Raw genomic sequence first — 20,726 nt, forward strand, 5'->3', positions numbered from 1 at the left:
CTATGCCGCTTGATAAAATATTTGAAATTCTAACAATTGGTACGCCACTACTCTTGAAACTTCCACCCTTAAATGCGAAACCACCACGTAGAGGAGCTATTTCTCCCAACCTACGCTGTTCCCAATCAACCGTATCTCTTAATTTTCAACGCTTTCATCCCTCTTTCTATGCTATACTTTATTTAATACTTACTAAAAATGAGGTGTTTACATGGCGCGTTTTACAGCGGAACAAATTCTTGAAAATAATTTAGTCCAATCCTTGATCAATGGAGACTCACAATGGGTTTATCGCAAGGATTTACATACAGAAGAAGAATTATGGGAGAATTTCCGTCAAAAGCTAGAGGTGAACAATAAGGATGTACTACAAGGTGTTCCTTTAACTGAACAAGAATTTCGCCAAATTCAAAACCAGTTAAATTTTTCTAGTTTTTATAAAGCGGCGATCTGGTTGACTGGAGAAAATGGTGTAGCAAAAGTTGAAGTTCAACGTGAGGATGCCAAGTTAGGAACGATTCGCTTGCGTGTGATTAATCGTCAAGATATCGCTGGGGGTATTTCTTCTTACGAGGTCATTAATCAATTCAAGTCGGACAAACGGTCGATACAAGATGCAAATCGTCGTTTTGATGTGACGCTATTGATTAATGGTCTGCCGATGATTCATATTGAGTTGAAAAATCGTTCTCATCCGTATATGGATGCTTTTCGTCAAATTAAAAAGTATTTGAAAGAAGGAAAATTTACTGGGATTTTTTCATCTGTACAGATGTTTGTCGTGACCAATGGAACAGATACGAGGTATATTGCTTCTGCACAGGATACCAAGTTGAACGAACAATTTTTAACGAAATGGGTCGATGAAGAGAATCAACCAGTCACCGATTATCTCGAGTTTACACAAGATGTGTTGTCTATTCCGATGGCGCATAAAATGGTGACGCAATACACAGTAATTGATAATGAGAAGAAAGCTTTGATTTTACTCAGACCTTATCAAATTCATGCAATTGAAGCAGTCAAAAAAGCATCTGGTCAACATAAATCTGGTTATATCTGGCATACGACCGGTTCTGGGAAAACTTTGACGTCTTACAAAGTCGCTCGAAATCTCTTGCAGATTCCTTCGATAAACAAAACAATTTTTATCGTCGACCGAGTGGATTTGGATCAACAAACGACGACTTCCTTTACGTCCTATGCTGAAAATGATGTGATTGCAATTGACGAAACAGATAATGTAAATGATTTGATTAAGAAATTATTATCTGAAGATCGTAATGTGATCGTGACAACTATTCAAAAATTAAACTATGTCATGCACCGTTTCGTGAATCAAGTGGGAACGAAGCTATATGAGCAACTAGCACAGTCAAAAATTGCTTTTGTCGTGGACGAGTGTCATCGTGCAGTCAGTTCAGCGAAAAAAAGAGAAATAGAAGAATTTTTTGTACAATCCCTTTGGTATGGTTTTACAGGGACACCAATTTTTGTTGAAAATGCAAAAAAAGCAGTGGGCGACTTGCCTCGCACGACCGAACAACAATACGGAGAACGATTGCATGAATACACCGTTAAGGAAGCCATTCATGACAATGCAGTCTTGGGCTTTCAAGTGGAATATAAATCGACGTTTTCTGAAGAGCAACTAGATAAAGCGATTCTTGCGTCAGATGCAAACGGAGATTTAGATGTTGATTTACTAGGATTAGCAGAAAAAGAAGCCCATTTACCTAAAAAAATTTATGAAGATGAACGGCATATGTTGGAAGTTCTAGATTCGATTTTAAACAAGTCTAGAAAGAAGCTTGGGTTTACAAAAGGTGTGGGGCAAACCTACAATGCACTTTTAACAACTTCCTCAATTGCGCAAGCACAACGTTATTTTGACTTAATTCAGAAAGTAAAGAAAGGCGAGACCTCTTTAAAAATTGATGAGGAGACAAAACGTGTGTTGCCTGACTTCCCGAAAGTAGCGATTACTTATTCAATCTCAGAGAATGAAGAAGTGTCAGTGATGAATCAGGATAAGATGAAAGAAGCGCTACAGATTTATAATCAAGAGTTTGGAACGAGTTATCAGATTGACACCATGCGTGGCTATAATCGCAATGTGAATGACCGTTTGGCTCGCAAAAAAGAGAAATACCAGGCACGCTCAGAGCAGCTTGATTTGGTTATTGTCGTTGATCGATTATTAACAGGCTTTGACGCACCTTGTTTGTCGACGTTGTTTATTGATCGACCACCGATGCAACCCCATGATTTGATTCAGGCTTTTTCAAGAACCAATCGTTTATTTGATAAAACTAAAAAATATGGACAAATTGTCACGTTTCAAACGCCTCAAACTTTTGAAGAGAAAGTAAAGGACGCACTAGTTCTTTATTCAAACGGTGGTGAAAGTGAAGTATTGGCTCCCGACTGGGATGAGGCGAAAGCTGCTTTTATAGAGGCAATTAGAGAGTTAAAAGAAGCAACACCTTCTCCAAGACAGGTCGATATTGATCGTATGAGTTTGGCAGAGTTGAAAAAGTTTGTTAAAGCTTATCAACGACTAGATAAAACGTTCACTGCAGTTCAAGTCTATACAGACTATGATTCTGAGCAATTGGGAACTATTTTTCCAATTGAATTTAGCGAAGTAGAGGAGTTTTCAGGTAAATATCATAATGCTTTAGAGCGAATTAGAGAGCTGATTGATGAACCTGATGGTATAGAGATTGAAATTGATATTGAATATGAATTAGAGTCTGTTAAGACGGAAAATATCAATTATGAGTATATTTTGATGCTTATCCAAGCCTTTGTACCAAGTGGAGATGATGAATATGAATTAGTTGCGCGAGAAGATGTAAAGGCTTCTCTAGAAGTGAGTCGTTATATTGATGATTTAGCTAAAAACAATGCGAAATTAGCAGAATTAGTGAAACATTTATGGGATGATATCCAACTGAATCCAGAGAATTATCGAGATCAAAATGTGTCACTTATTTTAGAAAACATGCGACAAGAGACCGAATACCAAGCCATTCAAGATTTTTCTCAGAAATGGTCTGTGGAAGAGGATGCTGCGGCGTATGTTGCTCTGAATTATAATCCTAAGAAGAAAAAACAGAGTGGCGAAAACGAGATGAAAAGTTCTGCTGACTATGAGCACTACAAGCAAACCGTGGAAGATCCAGTTTCTAAACTGAGGTATTGGAAGAATGTCCGCTCAGATTTTGAAAAAATGGTCAAAAATGAAATATTGCCTTTGAGGGATAGGTAAATGAATTAGAAAAGCTGAATAAACTGATAGTAAAGTTATTTAGCTTTACTATCAGTTTTTATATAATCATCTAAAAACAAGCAAGTAGCAGGGAGAACGACAATACCACTCCAAAGAAGTTCCCTACAAAGCTTACTCGAAAACAGCTATCACTGCTTTACTAGAAAAAAGTTTCTAGTATTTCTAGTAGTTCCTAATATTTTCTAGTAATAAAATGTTACTCAAAAAATTCAACCCACAACTCATTAACCCCACAAACCAACCAACGACCGCCTAAATCCCACAGGCGGTCGTTTCGTACAGAGAATATTTGAGAAACCAACAACCAATAAACTAATAATGAAACTCGTTGATCACTTTCTTGTCTTGAAGGATCTGACTGATTTTTACTCGTCGGTAATTCGTGGCGTAGCATAGTGACTCTCGATAGGTTGGAAAGGTCTTTTCTTTGACTTCTCCGCAGGTAGTTTGTATTTTCACCACATAACTCATTGCCTATTCCTCTCCTCTTCAAAAGAATAACAAATTGTCTGAAAGTCATTGATTTCTCAATCGATTGTTTTTCTAAAAAATAAGTCTGTTCTGAAAATATTTTTACAAAAAAAGACTCCGTTTTTACTGAAACTTCAGCAAAAGCAGAGTCTTTTTAATTAGATTATCCCCAGTACGCCGCAGCGATTTTTTGTCCTTGGTCGATTTTCGCCCATTGCTGCTCGGTAGACAATTCGTTTCCGCAGTCGCAAGAAGCAAAGCCACATTGATGTGAAAGGAAGAGACGTTCTTTTGGCAGGATCTCGCTGGCTTTGTCCAGCAGGTCGATCACGCGTTGTTCATCATCCAGTGTAGAGGTCTTGCTGGATAATAAGCCAAGTACGACTTCGACATTTGGTCGATCCTTCAAGGCTTCCAGTGCCGAGATATCACCGGCACGATCGTCGTCCCATTCTAAGAAGAAGCGGTCATAATGCTGATCGCGTAGAAATTTTTCCGCGATTGCTTTATAGGTTCCACTAGCTGCGTGACGGCTTTGGTAGTTTCCACGGCAGTTATGTGTCCAGACCTTCAAACCTAATTCATGGGCAAAATCTGCTACTTCATTGTTGATCGCGACGAATTCGTCGGCTAGATTTTCCAGTCCGCCGTTCCCTGCAGCAAAGAAGCTCTTGTCGTTGTCTTCTGCGAATAGCTCCCACAAGCAATCATCGAACTGAACGATTTCTCCGCCAGCTTCTTTGTATTCTGTCAAAAATTCTTTGTAGGCATTGATTAGGCCTGCTCGTAGCTCGTCTTTGTTTGCATAGACTTGTCCTTCACCAACAAGATCATTAAAGACGGTCAATTCTGTAAAGGCATGGGCAGCTCCCCAGACAGTGATTTTGACATCGCGGTCTTCGGCTTGTGCTTTCGTTTCTTTGTAGAGGTTCAAGTAATGATGGTTTTTCCCGGATAAAGGAGCAGTGATGCGAATGCCGATGTCCTTGCGGGTCTCAAAATGTCCGCCGTCCAGATCTTCAAAGGCATAGCCTTGATCAGCGATGTAGCGCTCAACACCATCCAAGCCCCAAAGGAAGTCCAGATGCCACATAGAACGTCCATGCTCGCCATCTGTCAGGACGGTTAGACCGTGTGCTTTTTGATCAGCAATCACGTTTTGGATCGAAGCGGCTTCTGTTTCTTGATAGCCATCGAAGGCTTCGTAAAAAGGATATTGGATATCTTCACGGAGTTCGATTTTATTTTTATAATCTAATAAGTCATGAGGGCGCAAAAGAGAGCCTACTAATTGAAATTTATCTGTTGTCATGTCTGTTTCCTCCAAAATTAAGTCGTGAACCCATTCTAGCAAGAAACAAATAGAATAGATAATACATTTTATTTGGGAATGGTAATAGATAAAATCTATAACCGAACAATCCGTTCTTCTTTTTTGCGCTGATTTCTTGCTATAATAGATATGAAAATCAATCATTCTGTCACTAAAAGAGAAACAGCGAGGTCCCTTATGAAGCAAACACAATTGAAGCAGCTCAAAAAAACACTGACTGATTTACCGCCGCTCACTGACATGGCAGAGTATCTGCAATCTGCCGTTTTGGTGCCCCTGCTTTGGATCGAGGGGGAATACCATTTTGTTTTTGAAAAACGAGCCCCACAGATTCGTCAAGGAGGCGAGGTCTGTTTTCCAGGTGGCAAGATTGACGCGACCGATCACTCGCCGAAAATGACCGCTATTCGTGAGACCTGCGAAGAACTAGGCTGTGCCAAAGAAACGATCGAATTGTTGGGAAATTTGGGTATGCAGATCGTACCAACAGGCATGCTGGTCCATGCTTATCTGGGGATCGTGCATGAAAAGCTGGAGCATTTTCAGATCAGTGAATCGGAGGTCGCCGAAGTTTTTACCGTACCGGTCGCCTACTTCCTGCAAAACGAGCCGGAGCTCTATAACTGTGAAGTTCGGGTCCATCCCTATGCCATCGATCGTGAGACTGGAGAAAAGGAAATCTTTTTACCGTCGGACACACTGAATCTGCCGTCAATCTACCATGAACCTTGGGGTGCGGCACGGCATAAGGTCTATGTGTATCGTTACCAAGAGAAAATGATCTGGGGGATCACTGCCAAAATCATTTATCATTTGATGCAACAGCTACAAGCAATCGAAAAAGAGGAGGACAAGAAACCATGAAAGCACTGATCGTTTACGCACATCCCCGAAAGGAAAGCTTTTCTCATGCACTACTGCAAAGAGTCGTTGCAGCATTGGAGAAGAAGCACATCGAGGTGGAGGTCAGAGACCTGTATCAAATGGGTTTTGATCCAATCCTGCAGGGACCAGACATGATCTATACTGCAGAGGGCGCTTTTGTTCGGGAGAACGATACCTATCCGGAAGAGATCCAAAAAGAGCAGGAAAAAATCATGGAAAGCGATCTGTTGATCTATCTTTTCCCGATCTGGTGGAATGGCATGCCAGCGATCATGAAGGGCTACATCGATCGGGTCTTCCAGCATGGTTTTGCCTACAGCTTTACTTCGGATGAACCGAGAAAACGATTTGCCGGCAAACGGGCGCTGTTTTTGACACCGACTGGTCAGCCGCAGAATCTGGAGGGGGAAGAGACTAAATTGACAAGAGCGATCAAGACCTTGACCTCTGAATGGCTGTTCAACAGTATCGACGTAGAGATCGTCGACCATGTGTTTTACGGACGGGTTCCCTATCTTTCTCGTGAGGAACTGGAAAACTATTTGACAGCAACAGAACGCTTGATCGAAGAAAAAATATAGCACGCACAAAGGAACGATGTCATCAGTAAAAGCAAAACAAAAATATCCAAACAAGTTAGAAGGAACCATTCTTCTACTGTTTGGATATTTTTGTCTTTAATTGGTCCGTATTTCGATCCAATGTTCGTCTTGGGTGACGTGGATGTAATAGGATTTTCCTTGAAACTGGATTGGCAAGTGGATCTCGCGGATCTCTTTTGGCAGATGGGGTTCGATCTGCAGGCTATTGTCTTTGATCGTCAAATTACAAAAGCCATAAACGATCGATAGGAAGGTGCCGCCCATGGAAGCCGTATGAATCCCGTCTTTGGTATTGTGATGCAGATTGTCCAGATCCATCCGCGCGTTTTCCAAAAAGTAGCGGTAGCCTTTTTCTAGCTCGCCCAGTCGGCTGTAAACGATGGAAAAGGTCGAATAAGACAGAGAAGAATCGTGTGTGGTCACCTGATCATAGTATTCAACGGTTTTGCGAACGGTCTCGGGATCAAATTCATCCTGAAACAGCATCAGTGCTAAGACAGCATCGGCTTGTTTGGCGATCTGGTAGCGATAGATCACGAGCGGATGATAGTTTAGTAGCAAGGGATACTGGGTCTCTTCTTTGCTGAAGGGCCAGTGGGCTTTGTTCAAGAAATCGCGGTCTTGCGCCAAAATCCCCAGTGTTTCATCAAAAGGTTGTTCCATGATTTGGCTGCAACGGATCATTTCTGACAGTTCTTCTTCAGTCAAATGCAGACGTTCCACCAGTTTTTGATAGGCTTGTGGTTGTTCTGCTGCGAGTGTTCTCGCAATCTTGGCGGTCCATTCCAGCTGGTGTCCCACCATCCGATTAGTGTAGTAATTGTCGTTGACCAGTACCGTGTATTCGTCGGGTCCGGTCACCTTATCGAGATGGAAACGACCGTTTTTCTCATAACCGATCTCTAGAAACAAGCGTGAGGTCTCGACCAACACATCTAGTCCACCGTTGAGCATCAGTTCAAAGTCATCGGTATATTGGAAATAGCGAATAAAGGCATAGGCGATGTCGGCATTGATATGATGCTGTGCGGATCCCGCCTCAAAAAAGGCCGAGGATTCACTGCCGGAAATCGTGCGCCAAGGATAAAGAGCCCCTTGCTGATAGCCAAAAAGTTCTCTATTTTTCCGAGCGCCCTCCAGAGTATTGATCCGAAAGCTCAAGATTGCTTTGGCCAGCTCTGGTTGAAGGTGTAGGAAGACGGGGAAAATAAACATTTCAGTGTCCCAGAAATAATGTCCTTCATAGCCACTACCACTCAAGCCTTTGGCAGCAATGCTGGTCTTGCCATCGGTTCCCAATGATTGCAACAAGGCGTAAGAGCTGTAATTGACACTCTCCTCCAAGTCCGCCTCGCTGACGATCCGGATCTGCGCATCCTGCCAAAAATCTGCCAGATAGGCTTTCTGTAGCTCCAAGACTTCGTCAAAGGTTAGTTCCAGTCCAGAATGTTCTTCTCCTTGACGTGCATAGCTCAAGATTTTGACGTAGCTCTCTGAAGCGAGCGTTGACTGTAGAAGGATCCGTTCTGCCGTCTTTTCAGCTGTATGGGGCACATTGAGTTGCCATTTGACTTCTGCCGGCAGCAGGGCTTGTCGGGTCTGGAACTGACAACTTTGCTGCACCAGATCGACGGCGGTGACTTCGACGCTGGTCAGCTCATGACTCATGCGAGGATCGTCTTTGTCGATCGACCGGATCGGGGCGATGTTCAAGTGTGTTTCCAAGGTGATTGGTTCCTGATGATCGACGCGTTCAAAATCGAATTTATGCAGAAATAGATTTTTGTGTACGAAGGAAACCAGACGTGTTATTGTGATCCGAGTCGTTTTTTGTGAAGGAGAAGTCCAAGTCAATTCGCGGACCGTCACTCCTTGGCTCATATCAACATAGCGCTTTGAGTCACGAATCGTACCCTCATTGATGCGGAAGCGTTCATCGCCGATCGTGATCAAGGTCGTCTGACCATCGATCACACTGATCATCGATTCACCTGTAGGCGTAAAACCAAACATTTTTTCTGGGTATTGGATCTCTTTGGTGTCATAAAAGCCGTTGATATAGGTTTCCCGGTTGGTCGCATAATAATCATAGTAGTCTTCCTCTAGACTGCCACGAATGCCTAGATGCCCGTTGCCGTTGAAAAAGAGGCTTTCGGCTTTCTCCACACTTTCTTTGTCGTAGTCGTTGATAAATAACTTCATGGTGTCCCTCCTTGGTAGTGAGTGCTTTGCCTTCAGTTTAGCACGGTCTGGCAAGAGAACATAGCCTGTTTTTTTGTTCTTTTCATAGCTAATCAGGTAAAATGACTATAAGGAGTCATGATAAAGAAGGAGGGAAAGCAAATGAGAAAGAAAAGTGTCTACTACAATTTCGACTGGGTAGGCTATTTGTTGCTGTTTATGGGAGTTCTCTTCATGATACCGGCCTTTGTGATGCAGGTCGTGCCGTTTGGACCTCACAATTTTAGTTTTACGCTGAATGGTGTGCCCATGCCTTACAATGAGGAGAATTTACAGATGTTTCGCCGCATTTTTCTCTTGGCATTTGGTATTCCGGCGCTGATTCTGGTGCTGATCGGAGGGATCGTCCTCATTCGTCGAATCATCAAAAATAATCGCGACCAGCGCTTGAAGGAAATGGAACAGCCGATCGTCTGCCACAATTTAAATCTGGAATATTCTTCGGTGCAGGTCAATTATCAAAATAAACGCTACCTCACCTGCTCGTATACAGACGACCGCGGAGACACCTATTTGTTCAAGAGTCGGATTCTGCGTTACGATCCGCTGCCGTATTTGGACGGGACCGTCAATGTCTATCAAAATGAATTCAAACCGAAGCAATACTTTGTCGATGTCGAGGGCAGCATGCAACCGGTGTATGAAATGTAAGGCTAGCGAACAACCGCAGAACATAAAAAATAATCCAATGAGAACGATTCATTGGATCTTTTTTATTTTTACGACATTGTCTGTCTAAAAAAGATGACAAATTCTGATTAGATGCTATGATTAGAGCATAAAATAAATCAATTGGCACTATAGGGTCCGATAGCGACTAGAAGTTAAGTAAGATCCACCACCACATAGTGCTCACCTCCTCGGTTGTTGTTTTCTTAAGTAAATGATAACGTGGAATGTTGCAAAGGTGACCAAACACCGCTTAAAAAAATTTTTTTAGTCGTTTAAGAGGCAATCAATTGAGAATAAAGGAGAGAGTGGCATGGAAGTTTGGGAAATTGTTGAACGCGTAAGGAAACAAAAGGGTATTTCCATTGCAGAAGTTTGTGGCGACGAAGTTAGTCGCTCTGTTTACGAGCGTTTTGTCAAAAATACGGCAGATACTACGATCACTAAATTCACTTATTTCCTACAACGCATCAATCTGGATTACGATGAGCTGAAAATTTTTAACTACCCAGAAGAAACCAATGCCATTCATCGGATGATGAAAGAAATGATCGTTGCCTTTATGAGCCGAGACACTGCTGAGCTGCAGCGAATCGCTGAATTTTGCCGAACCAAGGAACGCATGCTTTCCAAACGCGAAGAACATTTGATCAGCCTCTGTGAGATCCTGGCTGCCCGCTTGAACAATCAAGAGATCGATGTACGAGATTCAGATGTTTACCAATATCTGATTAACGCGCAAACCTGGACGCACTATGAATTGGTGCTTTTCAATAATTGTATGTATGCCTTCACACCAGAGTTCGTGGAGATGATCCTGGAGCGAGCGCTGATCAGTCTCTCGGTATACAAAGACAGTCGCGATGGAAAAAGTGAAAGCTTCCGAATGCTCTCCAATGCGATCGTCTACTTTATTCAAAACAATCAACGGAGCTTCGCTTGGAAATATTTGGAACGATTGGATGAATTCTTTTTGGAAGAGGACATGTATTTTGAGAAAAATTTGAGATTGTTACTGAACGGTATCTGGGACACGATCAGAGGAAACGAACAAGGAAAGGAAAAAGTACGTCAGGCTCTCCAAGTTTGTGAATTTTTATCTTCTCGTCAGCATTATCAAATGAATTATGAGTTATTGTTGTATATCGAAAAAATGTTCAAGGTAGATTTTGCCTTACAATAACCTTTTTTATACATCGTATACGAACATCAAGTTCGTATGCGGTGTTTTTTGCTTTATGCGCAGCCTTTTTCGGTACAATAGAAAATAAACGGTAAACTAAAGAATGATTGCAAAAGTAATTTTATGAACAGAGTAAAGGAGGAGAGAACGATGAGGAGAGCGTTGATCGCTGGACTGGATTACTATGATACCCGTCCTATGTTGTCCCATGCTACGGCAGATGCCCAGCGTGTCGCAGATATCTTACTGCATCATGGAGATGGTACACAAAATTTTGCTACTTCTGTGTTAAGTGGAAAGGATGAAGCACATCGTATTTCGGCTAGGGAATTAAAGATCGCGTTGCTAGACTTGTTTACAAAAGACTGTGAGACAGCTCTCTTCTATTATTCCGGTTATGGTTATTTTCGGCAAACAGAAGGGTATCTGATCACCTCGGACTGCATGAGAGACGATGATGGACTGTCTTTGCATGATGTCTTTGCGATCGCCAACAAATCAAAGGCGAAAAATAAGATCATCATTCTGGATGTCCGTCACAACGGACCGGTTATAGAAAGTTGTCAGGATGCAGAAAAGGTCTTTCATGAAGGAGTGACCCTGTTGTGGAATGATCAAATCTATGATGCCTCGGAAACTACCAGTCGCTTTACTAAATTAGTTGTAGAAGGTCTGCAGGGAGCAGCAGTAGCCAATGAATGGGGAGAGATCACCCCTAGCAAGGTCTATGCTTACATGGACTCGGTGTTAGAGGCTCAGGAAAAGCGGCCCTTGTTTTATACCAATACCAAAACATTGGTATCGTTGCGAAGAATCCAAACCAATCAAAATAGCACCTCTGAGCATCCAAGTACCCATACCAAGATTGCCAAGCAAGAGAGGTTGGATTCCCCATCCAATCTTCAGCACTTTGAGAGGAGCAATCTGGTCAATTTAGAACAGTACCAGTATTTTGAACCAAAAAAACCCAAAAAAGAAGAGAGGTTTTTTCAAATGATGAAATCTTACTGGTATCTATGGATCTCTGGAAAAAATTAGAATGAATGAAAACACTTTGCCAGTCAAGGTGTTTTTTCATTTCCACTGAGCTATACTATAATAGAAGAGACAATTTCCAGAAAAGCGACACTCACTTAATATAAAAAATTAGGAACAGTGTGACGATGCAAAATCAATTGGAGATTGAAGCGAATAGAAGGATACTTATAAAGACAAAGGAGCGCTGATGACCCTGCAAAATTTATTGAAACAAATCAACCAATTCAGAGATGACCGCAATTGGCGGCAATATCACAATGAGAAAGACTTGGCTTTGTCGATCTCGATCGAAGCAGCAGAACTGCTGGAGGACTTCCAATGGCTTTCTTCTGAAGAAGCGATCGAAAAAAATCTAGACAATATCAAGGAAGAGATTGCGGATGTGCTGATCTATACCTTGATGCTGACAGACAATCTGGGCTTGGATGTGGCAACGATCATTGAGGAAAAGATCGAAAAAAATGCCATCAAATATCCCATCGACCCTAAATAATTGGAGGACACTTATGAAACCCTTGATTTTTGATATGGACGACACCTTGTATGACCAGCTGGTGCCTTTTCAGCGGTCTGTAGAAAAAAACTTTGACTTTTCAGTAACAGATATGGAAGCCTTGTACCTGACTTTTCGTAAGTTTAGTGATGCCATGTTCCACCAGTCAGAACGCGGAGAAATTCCGATGGAGGAGATGCGCATCTATCGCATCCAGCAGGCTTGTCAGGAGTTTGGTTGGACAATCTCAGACGCAGAAGCCCAGGCTTTCCAGAGCGACTACGCCCGTTTCCAAGGAGAGATCGAACTGACTGACGACATGCGAAAAATCTTGGATCATTGCTTGACCAACCAGATTCCATTGGGGGTCATCACCAATGGACCGACCGCTCATCAATGGCGCAAAGTCCATCAACTGCAGCTGACGAACTGGATACCAGCGGAACATATTTTCATCTCTTCAGAAGTCGGTGTGGCCAAACCCAACAAAGAGATTTTTCAATTGGTCGAAGAGCGTTTGTCTGTACCGGCTGCCGAGCTGACTTATATCGGTGATTCCTATGCCAATGATGTGATTGGTGCCAAGGATTCTGGCTGGCAAGTAATCTGGCTCAATCGCAGAAATCGTGCACCCTTGGAAAATCCTGCCAGACAGGATCATTGTCTGACGAAAGAACAAGCAGTCTTTCCCCTGATCAAAAAATTATTTACCGAAAGATAGACGGCAACGTCTGTCTTTTTTTGTACGCGGGATAACCGTCGATAATTATTTTTTATTTTCACAAATTAAAATTTTTTAATAATAGAAATCAAGCAATCTATAAGGAATAGTCGATCGTTATCTCTAGTTTTGTTGGATAAAGTAATGAATGTTTATGTGAAATACAAATCAAAAACTTGTGAAATTATCGTGAATAATTACACGAATTCTATTGGAAAAGCCGATTGCTTGTGATAATATGATAGAGTTGCAAGGAAATTTTACACAAGTATAGGAGTATCGAAATGATTGAACTAATCACAACTGTTGAATCGATAGCACAAGCAAAAAAAATACTGCCCTTCGCAGATACGATTTTCTTTGGTGAAGAGACGTTTGGTCTGCGTTTACCACATTCTTTTTCAAGAGAAGAGCAAAAAGAGCTGGTTGTCTTGGCTCACGGGGCAGGCAAGCAAGCGATGGTGGCGGTCAATGGACTGATGCACCCGGAAAAAATGAAGCTACTTCCTGAATACTTAGCTTTTTTACACGAGATCAATGTAGATAAAGTCTCTGTTGGAGATGCCGGTGTCGTTTATGTATTGAATAAGCACCCAGAATGGGATCTGCCCTTCGTTTATGATGGAGAGACTCTGGTCACTAGTTCGCGTCAGATCAATTTTTGGGCTAAAAAAGGAGCCATCGGTGCGGTTTTAGCCCGAGAAGTGCCCTTTGAAGAGATGAAAGCATTGGCGGAAAAAGTCGAGGTACCGGTCGAAGTGCTAGTTTATGGTGCGACTTGCATCCATCAGTCGAAGCGTCCGTTATTGGAAAACTATTATCATTTCACCCAGCAGGATGAAGAGAAAAATAAAGAGCGGGGGCTGTTCTTACAGGAACCGAAAAAAGCAGAGACCCACTATTCGATTTTTGAAGACAGCCACGGCACCCATATTTTTGCCAGCAATGACGTCTGTTTAGTCAAAGAGTTGGAGCAACTACAGGAGACCGGTTGCCAAACATGGAAGCTAGACGGTATTTTTACACCGGGGAATGCTTTTGTTGAAATCGCTCGTCTATATGCGCAAGCCAAACAAGCCGTAGCGTCAGCAGAATGGTCCGCAGATTTAGCCAGTGAATTATATCAAAAAATCCAAGCGCTACATCCAGAAAATCGTGAATTGGGGACTGGTTTTTATTATATCGAACCAGACAAAATCAAATAAATAGAGAAAAGTAAGTAAAAGGAGCCATTCAAATGACAGTCAAACAAGCATTGAAACGTCCCGAAGTCTTAGCTCCAGCTGGGACTTTGGAAAAATTGAAAACAGCGATCCATTACGGTGCTGATGCCGTATACATTGGCGGAAATGCCTATGGATTACGGAGTCGTGCCGGAAATTTCACCTACGAACAAATGGCAGAAGGCGTCGCTTTTGCCAAAGCGCATGATGCCAAAGTTTATGTGGCGGCCAACATGGTGACCCATGAACAAAATCAGGAAGGGGCGGGAGAATTTTTCCGTGAACTGCGAGATGTCGGGATCTCAGCTGTGATCGTTTCTGATCCAGCATTGATCGAGATCTGTGCGACCGAAGCACCTGGTTTGCCGATCCACTTGTCGACACAGGCGTCTGCAACCAATTATGAAACCCTAGAATTCTGGAAAGAAGAAGGTTTGGAACGGGTCGTATTAGCACGTGAAGTATCAATGGAAGAAGTCGCAGAAATTCGTAAACATACCGACGTGGAGATCGAAGCCTTTATTCATGGCGCGATGTGTATTTCTTATTCCGGTCGTTGTACCTTGTCGAACCATATGTCGATGCGGGATGCGAACCGTGGCGGTTGTTCGCAGTCTTGTCGTTGGAAATACGATCTCTTTGACATGCCTTTTGGGACAGAACGACGCAGCTTGACAGAAAACGGCGCGGTAGCCGAAGAATTTTCGATGAGTGCCGTAGATATGTCGATGATTGAGCATATTCCTGATTTGATCCAAAACGGTGTCGATAGTTTCAAGATCGAAGGCCGGATGAAATCGATCCATTATGTCTCCACCGTAGCCAATGTCTACAAGGCAGCCGTTGACAGCTACATGGCAGATCCTGAAAACTATGTCTGCAAACAAGAATGGGTCGATGAATTGTGGAAAGTCGCACAAAGAGAGCTAGCGACTGGTTTTTACTACAATACACCAAGTGAGAACGAGCAGCTGTTCGGTGAGCGTCGCAAGATCCCTCAATACAAATTTATTGGGGAAGTGCTAAATTACGACGAAGAGACAAACATAGCAACGATTCGTCAACGGAATTTATTTGAAGTTGGCGATGAGATCGAATTTTATGGACCAGGCTTCCATCACTTTGAACAAACCGTTGAAGCGATGCTTAATGAAGAAGGCGAATCGATCGATCGAGCACCGAATCCTATGATGATCGTCACGATGAAGGTTGCTCAGTCAGTTCAGCCAGGCGATATGATGCGTAAGAAAAAATAGCAAAAAGCGAAGCGCGTATGTAGCGAACGCCAAAAGTTAGACTAAAAATCTAACTTTTGGGATTCACTACAGCAGTTTCGCTTTTTTATTTGAAGATAAACAACAAGAGCTGTAACAGGGCAAAGGCAACGAAAAAGGGCGGGACGTAGCGAAAAACCAGCGCACTGAAGCGTTGTCCAGCATTTCTTTCCTTGGCAAATCGAGGATCGTAACGGTCTTTTTTGAACTGCTCCGGCAAACGAGCCAGAAACAATCCTTTGGTAAGACGCAGGAGAAAAGCAATCAATAGTAGTAAGGACGTTACAAAAATACCAGCAACAACGATTGTACTAAAGGTATCTAAATGGTTGAGCATCATTATCCCCTCACTTTCACTTCTAGCATAGTCAGAAAGTCAAAGGTAAGTCAAGAAAAAGTAACAAAAGAGCAGGATTGGTTTCCTAGGCCTTTCATTGTAGAATAAAGAAGAGAGGAGCGGGTGTGATGAAGATTCAGAAAGCAAAGCAGTTGACTACTGCTCATAATCAATTGTTTTTAGAGGCAGATCCCGCCAAAGAGTTAGTCGCTGCCTATGTCAAACGTGGGACAGTCTTGGAAGCCATTATTGATGAAAAGCTTGTGGGTGTTTTGGTATTGTTACCGACACGACCAGCCACCTTAGAGATCGTCAATCTGGTGGTTTTGGCTGAATACAGAGGACAGGGAATCGCGCAACAGCTGATTCAGGAAGCTTTGTCACAGGCTAAGGCCGGGCAGTACCAGACCGTCGAGGTGGGAACCGGCAGTACCGGTGTCGAGCAATTGTATCTTTACCAAAAATGTGGCTTTCGGATGACTCATATCGACCGTGATTTTTTTGTCCGTCATTATCCGGAACCAATCATTGAAAATGGCTTGGTTCTAAGAGATATGGTGCGCTTGGCACAAGACATCTGAAATGCTTGACGGATAGTTCCGTCAATGATAGCGTGAAGAAAAAGAGTCTAGGAGGAAAACATGTGAAAACATTTGATTATATCGTAATTGGTGGCGGCAGTGGAGGGATCGCCTCTGCGAACCGTGCCGGAATGCACGGCGCCAAAGTATTACTGATCGAAGGCAATGAATTGGGCGGCACCTGTGTCAATGTGGGTTGTGTGCCTAAAAAAGTCATGTGGCAGGCCAGTGACATGCTTGAAATGATTCAGCGAGATGCCCCAAGCTACGGGATTTATCCACAGGTGGAAACATTCAATTTCAAAGAGCTTGTGGATAAGCGTGAAAAATACATTGAATTTCTTCATGGTGCCTATCAAAGAGGCTTAGACAGCAACAAGGTAGAAGTGGTCAAAGGTTATGCACAGTTTGTGGATAACCATACGGTAACAGTTGCTGGAGAAAAATACACGGCACCGAACATTCTGATTGCTACGGGAGGAAGAGCCTCTGAGCTGGATGTTCCTGGTGGCGAGTACGCGATCGATTCCAACGGTTTCTTTGAACTGACAGTAGCGCCGAAACAGATGGTCGTGCTAGGTGCTGGCTATATTGCGGCAGAGATTGCAGGCGTGATCCACGGTTTGGGCAGTGAGGTTTCTTGGGCTTTTCGTAAAGAGCGACCTTTGCGCAGCTTTGACAAAATGCTTTCAGACAATTTACTGGAGATTTACGAAGAAGCCGGCATCCAAACTTATCCACACTATGTTCCTCAAAAAATCGAGAAAAAGGCTGACTTATACACAGTGACCTTTGAGAATGGGGAAACATTGACAGGTGACTGTGTGCTGTTTGCTGGTGGTCGTCAGCCAAATGTTGATCAGTTAGGTTTGGAAAACACTGATGTAAAACTAACTGAACAAGGATTCGTTCAAGTCGACAAATTTCAAAACACAACGGCAGAGGGCATTTATTCAGTAGGAGATGTGATTGGCAAGCTCGATCTAACTCCTGTAGCGATCGCAGCAGGTCGTCGCTTGTCGGAACGCTTATTCAATGGCCAAAGCGAACTGTATTTGGACTACGATTTGATTCCTAGTGTGATCTTTACCCATCCACCGATTGCGACTATTGGTTTGTCCGAAGAAGAGGCGATCGAAAAATATGGTGAAGACGAGATCAAGATCTATCGTTCACGTTTCACACCCATGTATTTTGCTTTGAATGACTACCGCGAAAAATGTGAGATGAAGCTAGTTTGTTTAGGCAAGGAAGAAAAAATCATTGGACTCCACGGCATTGGTCGGGGTGTCGATGAGATGCTACAGGGCTTTGCAGTTGCGATCAAAATGGGCGCCACCAAAGCAGATTTTGACAATACGGTAGCGATCCATCCAACAGGTTCAGAAGAATTTGTCACGATGCGCTAACATTCGTTTCAGAAATATCGAGCAAAAATACGATCAAACAGACAGGAGAGCAAGTAGATGACACAAGCGCAAGAAATCCTGCAACAAATCAGTGATCCCACAACCAAATTAGGTGATTTGCGAAAGCTAGCAAAAAGCCTCAAAACCAATCATGAGTTAGCAATGGAGCTTTGGGCATCAGGAGAATATTCTGCCCGTCAGTTGGCCCTCTTGATCCTAGACAAGAAACAGCTCACACAGGAAGTCATTGATGTATTGGATCAAGACATGCAGACTTACAACGAATCAGAAAGTACGCAATTGATCGACTGGCTAATGGCCAATCAGCTGATGAAAAGCAAGCAGACGATCGTCTTAATGGAATCCTGGATGGACAGTGATTCTCCTCTGCAAAGACGAGTGTTTTGGTATTACCAAGCTCGCTTGCGTTGGATGGGACAAACACCACCACCAAACACGGCATTTTTGTTGGAGAAGATCGAGGAAAGAATCGTTGAAGAAGTGCCTGCAGTCCAGTGGGCAATGAATTTCACGGCTGCCCAGATCGGAATCTTTGAAGAAGCCTATCGGGCACGGTGCATCCAGTTGGGAGAAGAGACCGGCTTATACAAGGATGACTTCGTCTCTAAAAACTGTACGCCAAACTATTTGCCGCTATTCATTGAAATGCAGGTGGCCAAACAGCGTCAGTAACCAAAAAACGGCTGTGAACAGAAGTCAATTGAACAGTAAAATACCCGAACGGTAGCAGATTGTTTCTGAGGTCTCGTAGGTCCTCGTTGCACAATCATTCTACTTGTTCGGGTATTTTTTTCTCTTCTGTCAGAGCCGTTTTTTTAATTTTCTCTGGTTAAGATGCTTTCAGTGATCGCCAGCAAGGTTTCTTTTGTTTGCAAAGAATTGGCCGGCAGCTTTTGGATATTTTTGAGTGCTTGCTCAGTGTAGTCTGTGGCTAACTGCTGGGCTTTGGCTACTCCACCTAAGTCATGGACCAGCTGATGGACCTGCAGGGTATCTGCGGCCGTCATGGCGTCTTTTTTCTCCAGTAGTGGGAGAAGTGCCGCCCGATCTTCTGCTAGGGCGTAGATCAGCGGTAGAGAGTAGATGCCTTGTTTGACATCTTCCAGAACGGGTTTGCCGATCGCGTCTGCTGACTGGGTATAATCCAAAATGTCGTCAATGATTTGAAAGGCCATGCCGATCTGGTGACCGATATCCTGTGCTTTCTTAGCAAATAGTGCACTTGTGCCGCTTTCCAGGGCGCCGATTGAGCAGCTGAGGGCGAACAATTCGGCTGTTTTGCCGGAGATGTTTGTCAAATACTCCTCAAGCGTCACATCGAATTTGTAGTGATCTTCCATTTGTCCCAGCTCGCCGGAAAGGATTTTCTCCATGCTACGGGAATTCTTTTGCAGACTTTTCATCGAGCTGGCGTAATTCGCCATTAATTTGAAACAAGAAACGAACAAGTAATCTCCAGCATAGACCGCTGTGCTGTTGCCAAAGGCCGAGCGGATCGTTGTTAGATTTCTGCGCAGGTCTGCTTCATCGACGATATCATCGTGGATCAGGGTCGCTGTGTGCAGCATCTCGATCGATGCGGCCAAAGCCACGGCTTTTTCACGGTCTTGCTCCGGTCCAAATTGTGAAAACAGTAGCTGATACGCAGGGCGCAACAATTTACCGCCGGCTTGAATCATGTCTAAGATTGCTTGCTGTACGGGTTTGTTTTTCAGTTGAATAGATTTTTCCATTAGAGTCAGAGTTTGCGACAACTCTGGCTGCAATTGTGGGTACTCCTTCCACATTGGATGAATTTTCATAAAAATCTCCTTGTTCGTGTTAAAGTAGTAAAGTTTTTGTCAAGGTGTGGCTTGCCGTCTTTGTCGATCATTTCGTCGGCCATTTCACCTGTGTTTGCTCTTCGTACTCTAGCTGGAAACGCCGCAGCGTGCTGACTTGCCGCAGTAGATAATTCGCGGCGATCCCGATCGCGATTCCAGACAGAATACCTAGAAAGGAAAGCACGGGCAGATAGAGCATGACGGTCCAAGATTGAGCGATCCAAGAAGCAGTCACTAGTTGACCAACATTGTGCATGAAGCCCCCGGTCGCGCTGATGCCAATAATACTGACTCTTTTAGGTCCAAGCTTTTTGACAAGCAGCATCCCAAAGTAACTCAAGAGGGCGCCGCTCATACTGTAAAGAAAAGTAGAGACCGTGCCACCTAGTAGCGTGGTTAAGATCAGACGCATCCAAACAAGTAGAAAACTTTCTTTCTTAGGCATCGTGAACAGGGCGATGATCGTGATCAGATTGGCTAATCCAAGTTTGGCACCGGGAGCAAAAGCGAAAGGATAAGGGATCATGTTCTCGATCAGACCGATGATCACGCCTTGCGCGACGAGTAACGCGATAAAAATGATTTTTCGTAAACGATTCATAGTCAGGCGATCAGTAATCTAAATCGCCAATGTCACTCCCATCTAATGCTTGGATTTCAATCACGACTCGGTGAGGCAGACAAACGATGGTCTCGCCATTGTTTGAAGCCCAACCCCTGCGGACGCAAATTTGGTCACCGCAGTCAGCTTCTTGAATGCGGATCTGGTCGTCTTCGATCTCGATCAGATTGTAGTCGCCGTGAGGATCTTCATATAAAAAAGTATAGCGCTCCTGTCCCTCGTACAAATCAAAGGAACGGATCTCTTTGCCATCAACACGCAATACCGCTTGCTTCTCACTGGCGTGCGCGGTCTGTTGAAAGGAAAAGATAACGATCGGTAAAAAAGAGCTAAGAATAAGGAGTAGAACGATCGCGCCATCCCATGGTTTTAACTGACTGCTTTGGATAAATTCTTTGATTTTCATGAGTGGCCTCCTTTTAATTATTTCCTTTTTCATTCTAGCATAAACTGGAAAAACTGTATAAACATTTTGAAAATGGCTGGAACCTTAGATAGATGTCCC

General features: G+C 43.3%; 20 protein-coding genes. 13 read left to right on the top strand and 7 right to left on the bottom strand.

All coding sequences use genetic code 11. The annotated features are described in order from the left end of the window. Positions 1 to 211: 211 nt before the first annotated feature. The gene (locus ACWODM_RS06380) at positions 212 to 3,274 is read left to right on the top strand and encodes a type I restriction endonuclease subunit R, EcoR124 family (protein WP_455320538.1); all 3,063 of its coding nucleotides are present in this window, start codon (positions 212 to 214) and stop codon (positions 3,272 to 3,274) included. A gap of 333 nt (positions 3,275 to 3,607) precedes the next feature. Here the strand turns inward: ACWODM_RS06380 and ACWODM_RS06385 are convergent, their stop codons facing one another. Together ACWODM_RS06385 and ACWODM_RS06390 are read right to left on the bottom strand one after the other, a co-directional pair. Beyond that, positions 3,608 to 3,766 carry a hypothetical protein gene (locus ACWODM_RS06385; protein ID WP_455320539.1) on the bottom strand — a complete coding sequence of 53 codons (159 nt, stop codon included), beginning with the start codon at positions 3,764 to 3,766 and terminating at the stop codon, positions 3,608 to 3,610. 163 nt (positions 3,767 to 3,929) lie between these two features. Beyond that, the gene (locus ACWODM_RS06390) at positions 3,930 to 5,078 is read right to left on the bottom strand and encodes a cobalamin-independent methionine synthase II family protein (protein WP_455320540.1); all 1,149 of its coding nucleotides are present in this window, start codon (positions 5,076 to 5,078) and stop codon (positions 3,930 to 3,932) included. A 198-nt stretch (positions 5,079 to 5,276) separates the two neighbouring features. On the opposite strand from ACWODM_RS06390, the gene ACWODM_RS06395 reads away from it, so the two are divergent. Further along, the gene (locus ACWODM_RS06395; RefSeq protein ID WP_455320541.1) at positions 5,277 to 5,963 is read left to right on the top strand and encodes an NUDIX hydrolase; all 687 of its coding nucleotides are present in this window, start codon (positions 5,277 to 5,279) and stop codon (positions 5,961 to 5,963) included. Continuing rightward, positions 5,960 to 6,565 (top strand): NAD(P)H-dependent oxidoreductase, encoded by a 606-nt coding sequence (locus ACWODM_RS06400; protein WP_455320542.1) that lies wholly within the window; start codon positions 5,960 to 5,962, stop codon positions 6,563 to 6,565. Before ACWODM_RS06395 ends, ACWODM_RS06400 begins: the two co-directional genes overlap by 4 nt. A gap of 96 nt (positions 6,566 to 6,661) precedes the next feature. Here the strand turns inward: ACWODM_RS06400 and ACWODM_RS06405 are convergent, their stop codons facing one another. Beyond that, positions 6,662 to 8,788, bottom strand: a complete 2,127-nt coding sequence (locus ACWODM_RS06405) for a glycoside hydrolase family 65 protein (protein ID WP_455320543.1) — start codon at positions 8,786 to 8,788, stop codon at positions 6,662 to 6,664. A 141-nt stretch (positions 8,789 to 8,929) separates the two neighbouring features. Between ACWODM_RS06405 and ACWODM_RS06410 the strand changes: the two genes are divergently transcribed. The 7 genes from ACWODM_RS06410 to ACWODM_RS06440 all read left to right on the top strand — a co-directional run bounded on the left by ACWODM_RS06410 (position 8,930) and on the right by ACWODM_RS06440 (position 15,410). Continuing rightward, positions 8,930 to 9,478, top strand: coding sequence for a hypothetical protein (locus tag ACWODM_RS06410; protein WP_455320544.1), 549 nt, complete (start codon positions 8,930 to 8,932; stop codon positions 9,476 to 9,478). A gap of 331 nt (positions 9,479 to 9,809) precedes the next feature. Further along, positions 9,810 to 10,679 (top strand): Rgg family transcriptional regulator, encoded by an 870-nt coding sequence (locus ACWODM_RS06415; protein WP_455320545.1) that lies wholly within the window; start codon positions 9,810 to 9,812, stop codon positions 10,677 to 10,679. 150 nt (positions 10,680 to 10,829) lie between these two features. Beyond that, positions 10,830 to 11,717 (top strand): caspase family protein, encoded by an 888-nt coding sequence (locus ACWODM_RS06420; protein ID WP_455320546.1) that lies wholly within the window; start codon positions 10,830 to 10,832, stop codon positions 11,715 to 11,717. Between the two features lie 187 nt (positions 11,718 to 11,904). Then, entirely contained in the window at positions 11,905 to 12,210 is a 306-nt protein-coding gene (locus tag ACWODM_RS06425) for a nucleotide pyrophosphohydrolase (RefSeq protein ID WP_455320547.1), read from the top strand. 13 nt (positions 12,211 to 12,223) lie between these two features. Continuing rightward, positions 12,224 to 12,931: an HAD family hydrolase gene (locus tag ACWODM_RS06430; RefSeq protein WP_455320548.1), complete on the top strand. Its 708-nt coding sequence runs from the start codon at positions 12,224 to 12,226 to the stop codon at positions 12,929 to 12,931. Between the two features lie 284 nt (positions 12,932 to 13,215). Beyond that, positions 13,216 to 14,136, top strand: coding sequence for a peptidase U32 family protein (locus tag ACWODM_RS06435; RefSeq protein ID WP_455320549.1), 921 nt, complete (start codon positions 13,216 to 13,218; stop codon positions 14,134 to 14,136). A 32-nt stretch (positions 14,137 to 14,168) separates the two neighbouring features. After that, complete coding sequence (locus ACWODM_RS06440) at positions 14,169 to 15,410, top strand: peptidase U32 family protein (protein ID WP_455320550.1); 1,242 nt, start codon at positions 14,169 to 14,171, stop codon at positions 15,408 to 15,410. Positions 15,411 to 15,495: 85 nt separating this feature from the next. On the opposite strand, the gene ACWODM_RS06445 is transcribed toward ACWODM_RS06440, so the two are convergent. Next, complete coding sequence (locus ACWODM_RS06445; RefSeq protein WP_455320551.1) at positions 15,496 to 15,768, bottom strand: hypothetical protein; 273 nt, start codon at positions 15,766 to 15,768, stop codon at positions 15,496 to 15,498. Positions 15,769 to 15,893: 125 nt separating this feature from the next. Here ACWODM_RS06445 and ACWODM_RS06450 point away from each other — a divergent pair, with 125 nt between their 5' ends. The 3 genes from ACWODM_RS06450 (at position 15,894) to ACWODM_RS06460 (ending at position 18,448) form a co-directional block, all read left to right on the top strand. Beyond that, entirely contained in the window at positions 15,894 to 16,346 is a 453-nt protein-coding gene (locus tag ACWODM_RS06450) for a GNAT family N-acetyltransferase (RefSeq protein ID WP_455320552.1), read from the top strand. Between the two features lie 62 nt (positions 16,347 to 16,408). Further along, a complete protein-coding gene (gene gor / locus ACWODM_RS06455) occupies positions 16,409 to 17,755 on the top strand; it encodes a glutathione-disulfide reductase (protein ID WP_455320553.1) in 1,347 nt (448 codons plus the stop codon). A 57-nt stretch (positions 17,756 to 17,812) separates the two neighbouring features. Further along, the gene (locus tag ACWODM_RS06460; RefSeq protein ID WP_455320554.1) at positions 17,813 to 18,448 is read left to right on the top strand and encodes a DNA alkylation repair protein; all 636 of its coding nucleotides are present in this window, start codon (positions 17,813 to 17,815) and stop codon (positions 18,446 to 18,448) included. A gap of 143 nt (positions 18,449 to 18,591) precedes the next feature. Here the strand turns inward: ACWODM_RS06460 and ACWODM_RS06465 are convergent, their stop codons facing one another. The 3 genes from ACWODM_RS06465 to ACWODM_RS06475 form a co-directional block, all read right to left on the bottom strand. Continuing rightward, on the bottom strand, positions 18,592 to 19,578 hold the full coding sequence (locus ACWODM_RS06465; RefSeq protein ID WP_455320555.1) for a polyprenyl synthetase family protein: 987 nt from the start codon (positions 19,576 to 19,578) through the stop codon (positions 18,592 to 18,594). A gap of 67 nt (positions 19,579 to 19,645) precedes the next feature. After that, positions 19,646 to 20,200 (bottom strand): Gx transporter family protein, encoded by a 555-nt coding sequence (locus tag ACWODM_RS06470; RefSeq protein WP_455320556.1) that lies wholly within the window; start codon positions 20,198 to 20,200, stop codon positions 19,646 to 19,648. A 10-nt stretch (positions 20,201 to 20,210) separates the two neighbouring features. Continuing rightward, on the bottom strand, positions 20,211 to 20,627 hold the full coding sequence (locus tag ACWODM_RS06475; RefSeq protein WP_455320557.1) for a NusG domain II-containing protein: 417 nt from the start codon (positions 20,625 to 20,627) through the stop codon (positions 20,211 to 20,213). Positions 20,628 to 20,726: the final 99 nt, after the last annotated feature.

The sequence above is a fragment of the Enterococcus olivae genome, assembly GCF_053760925.1.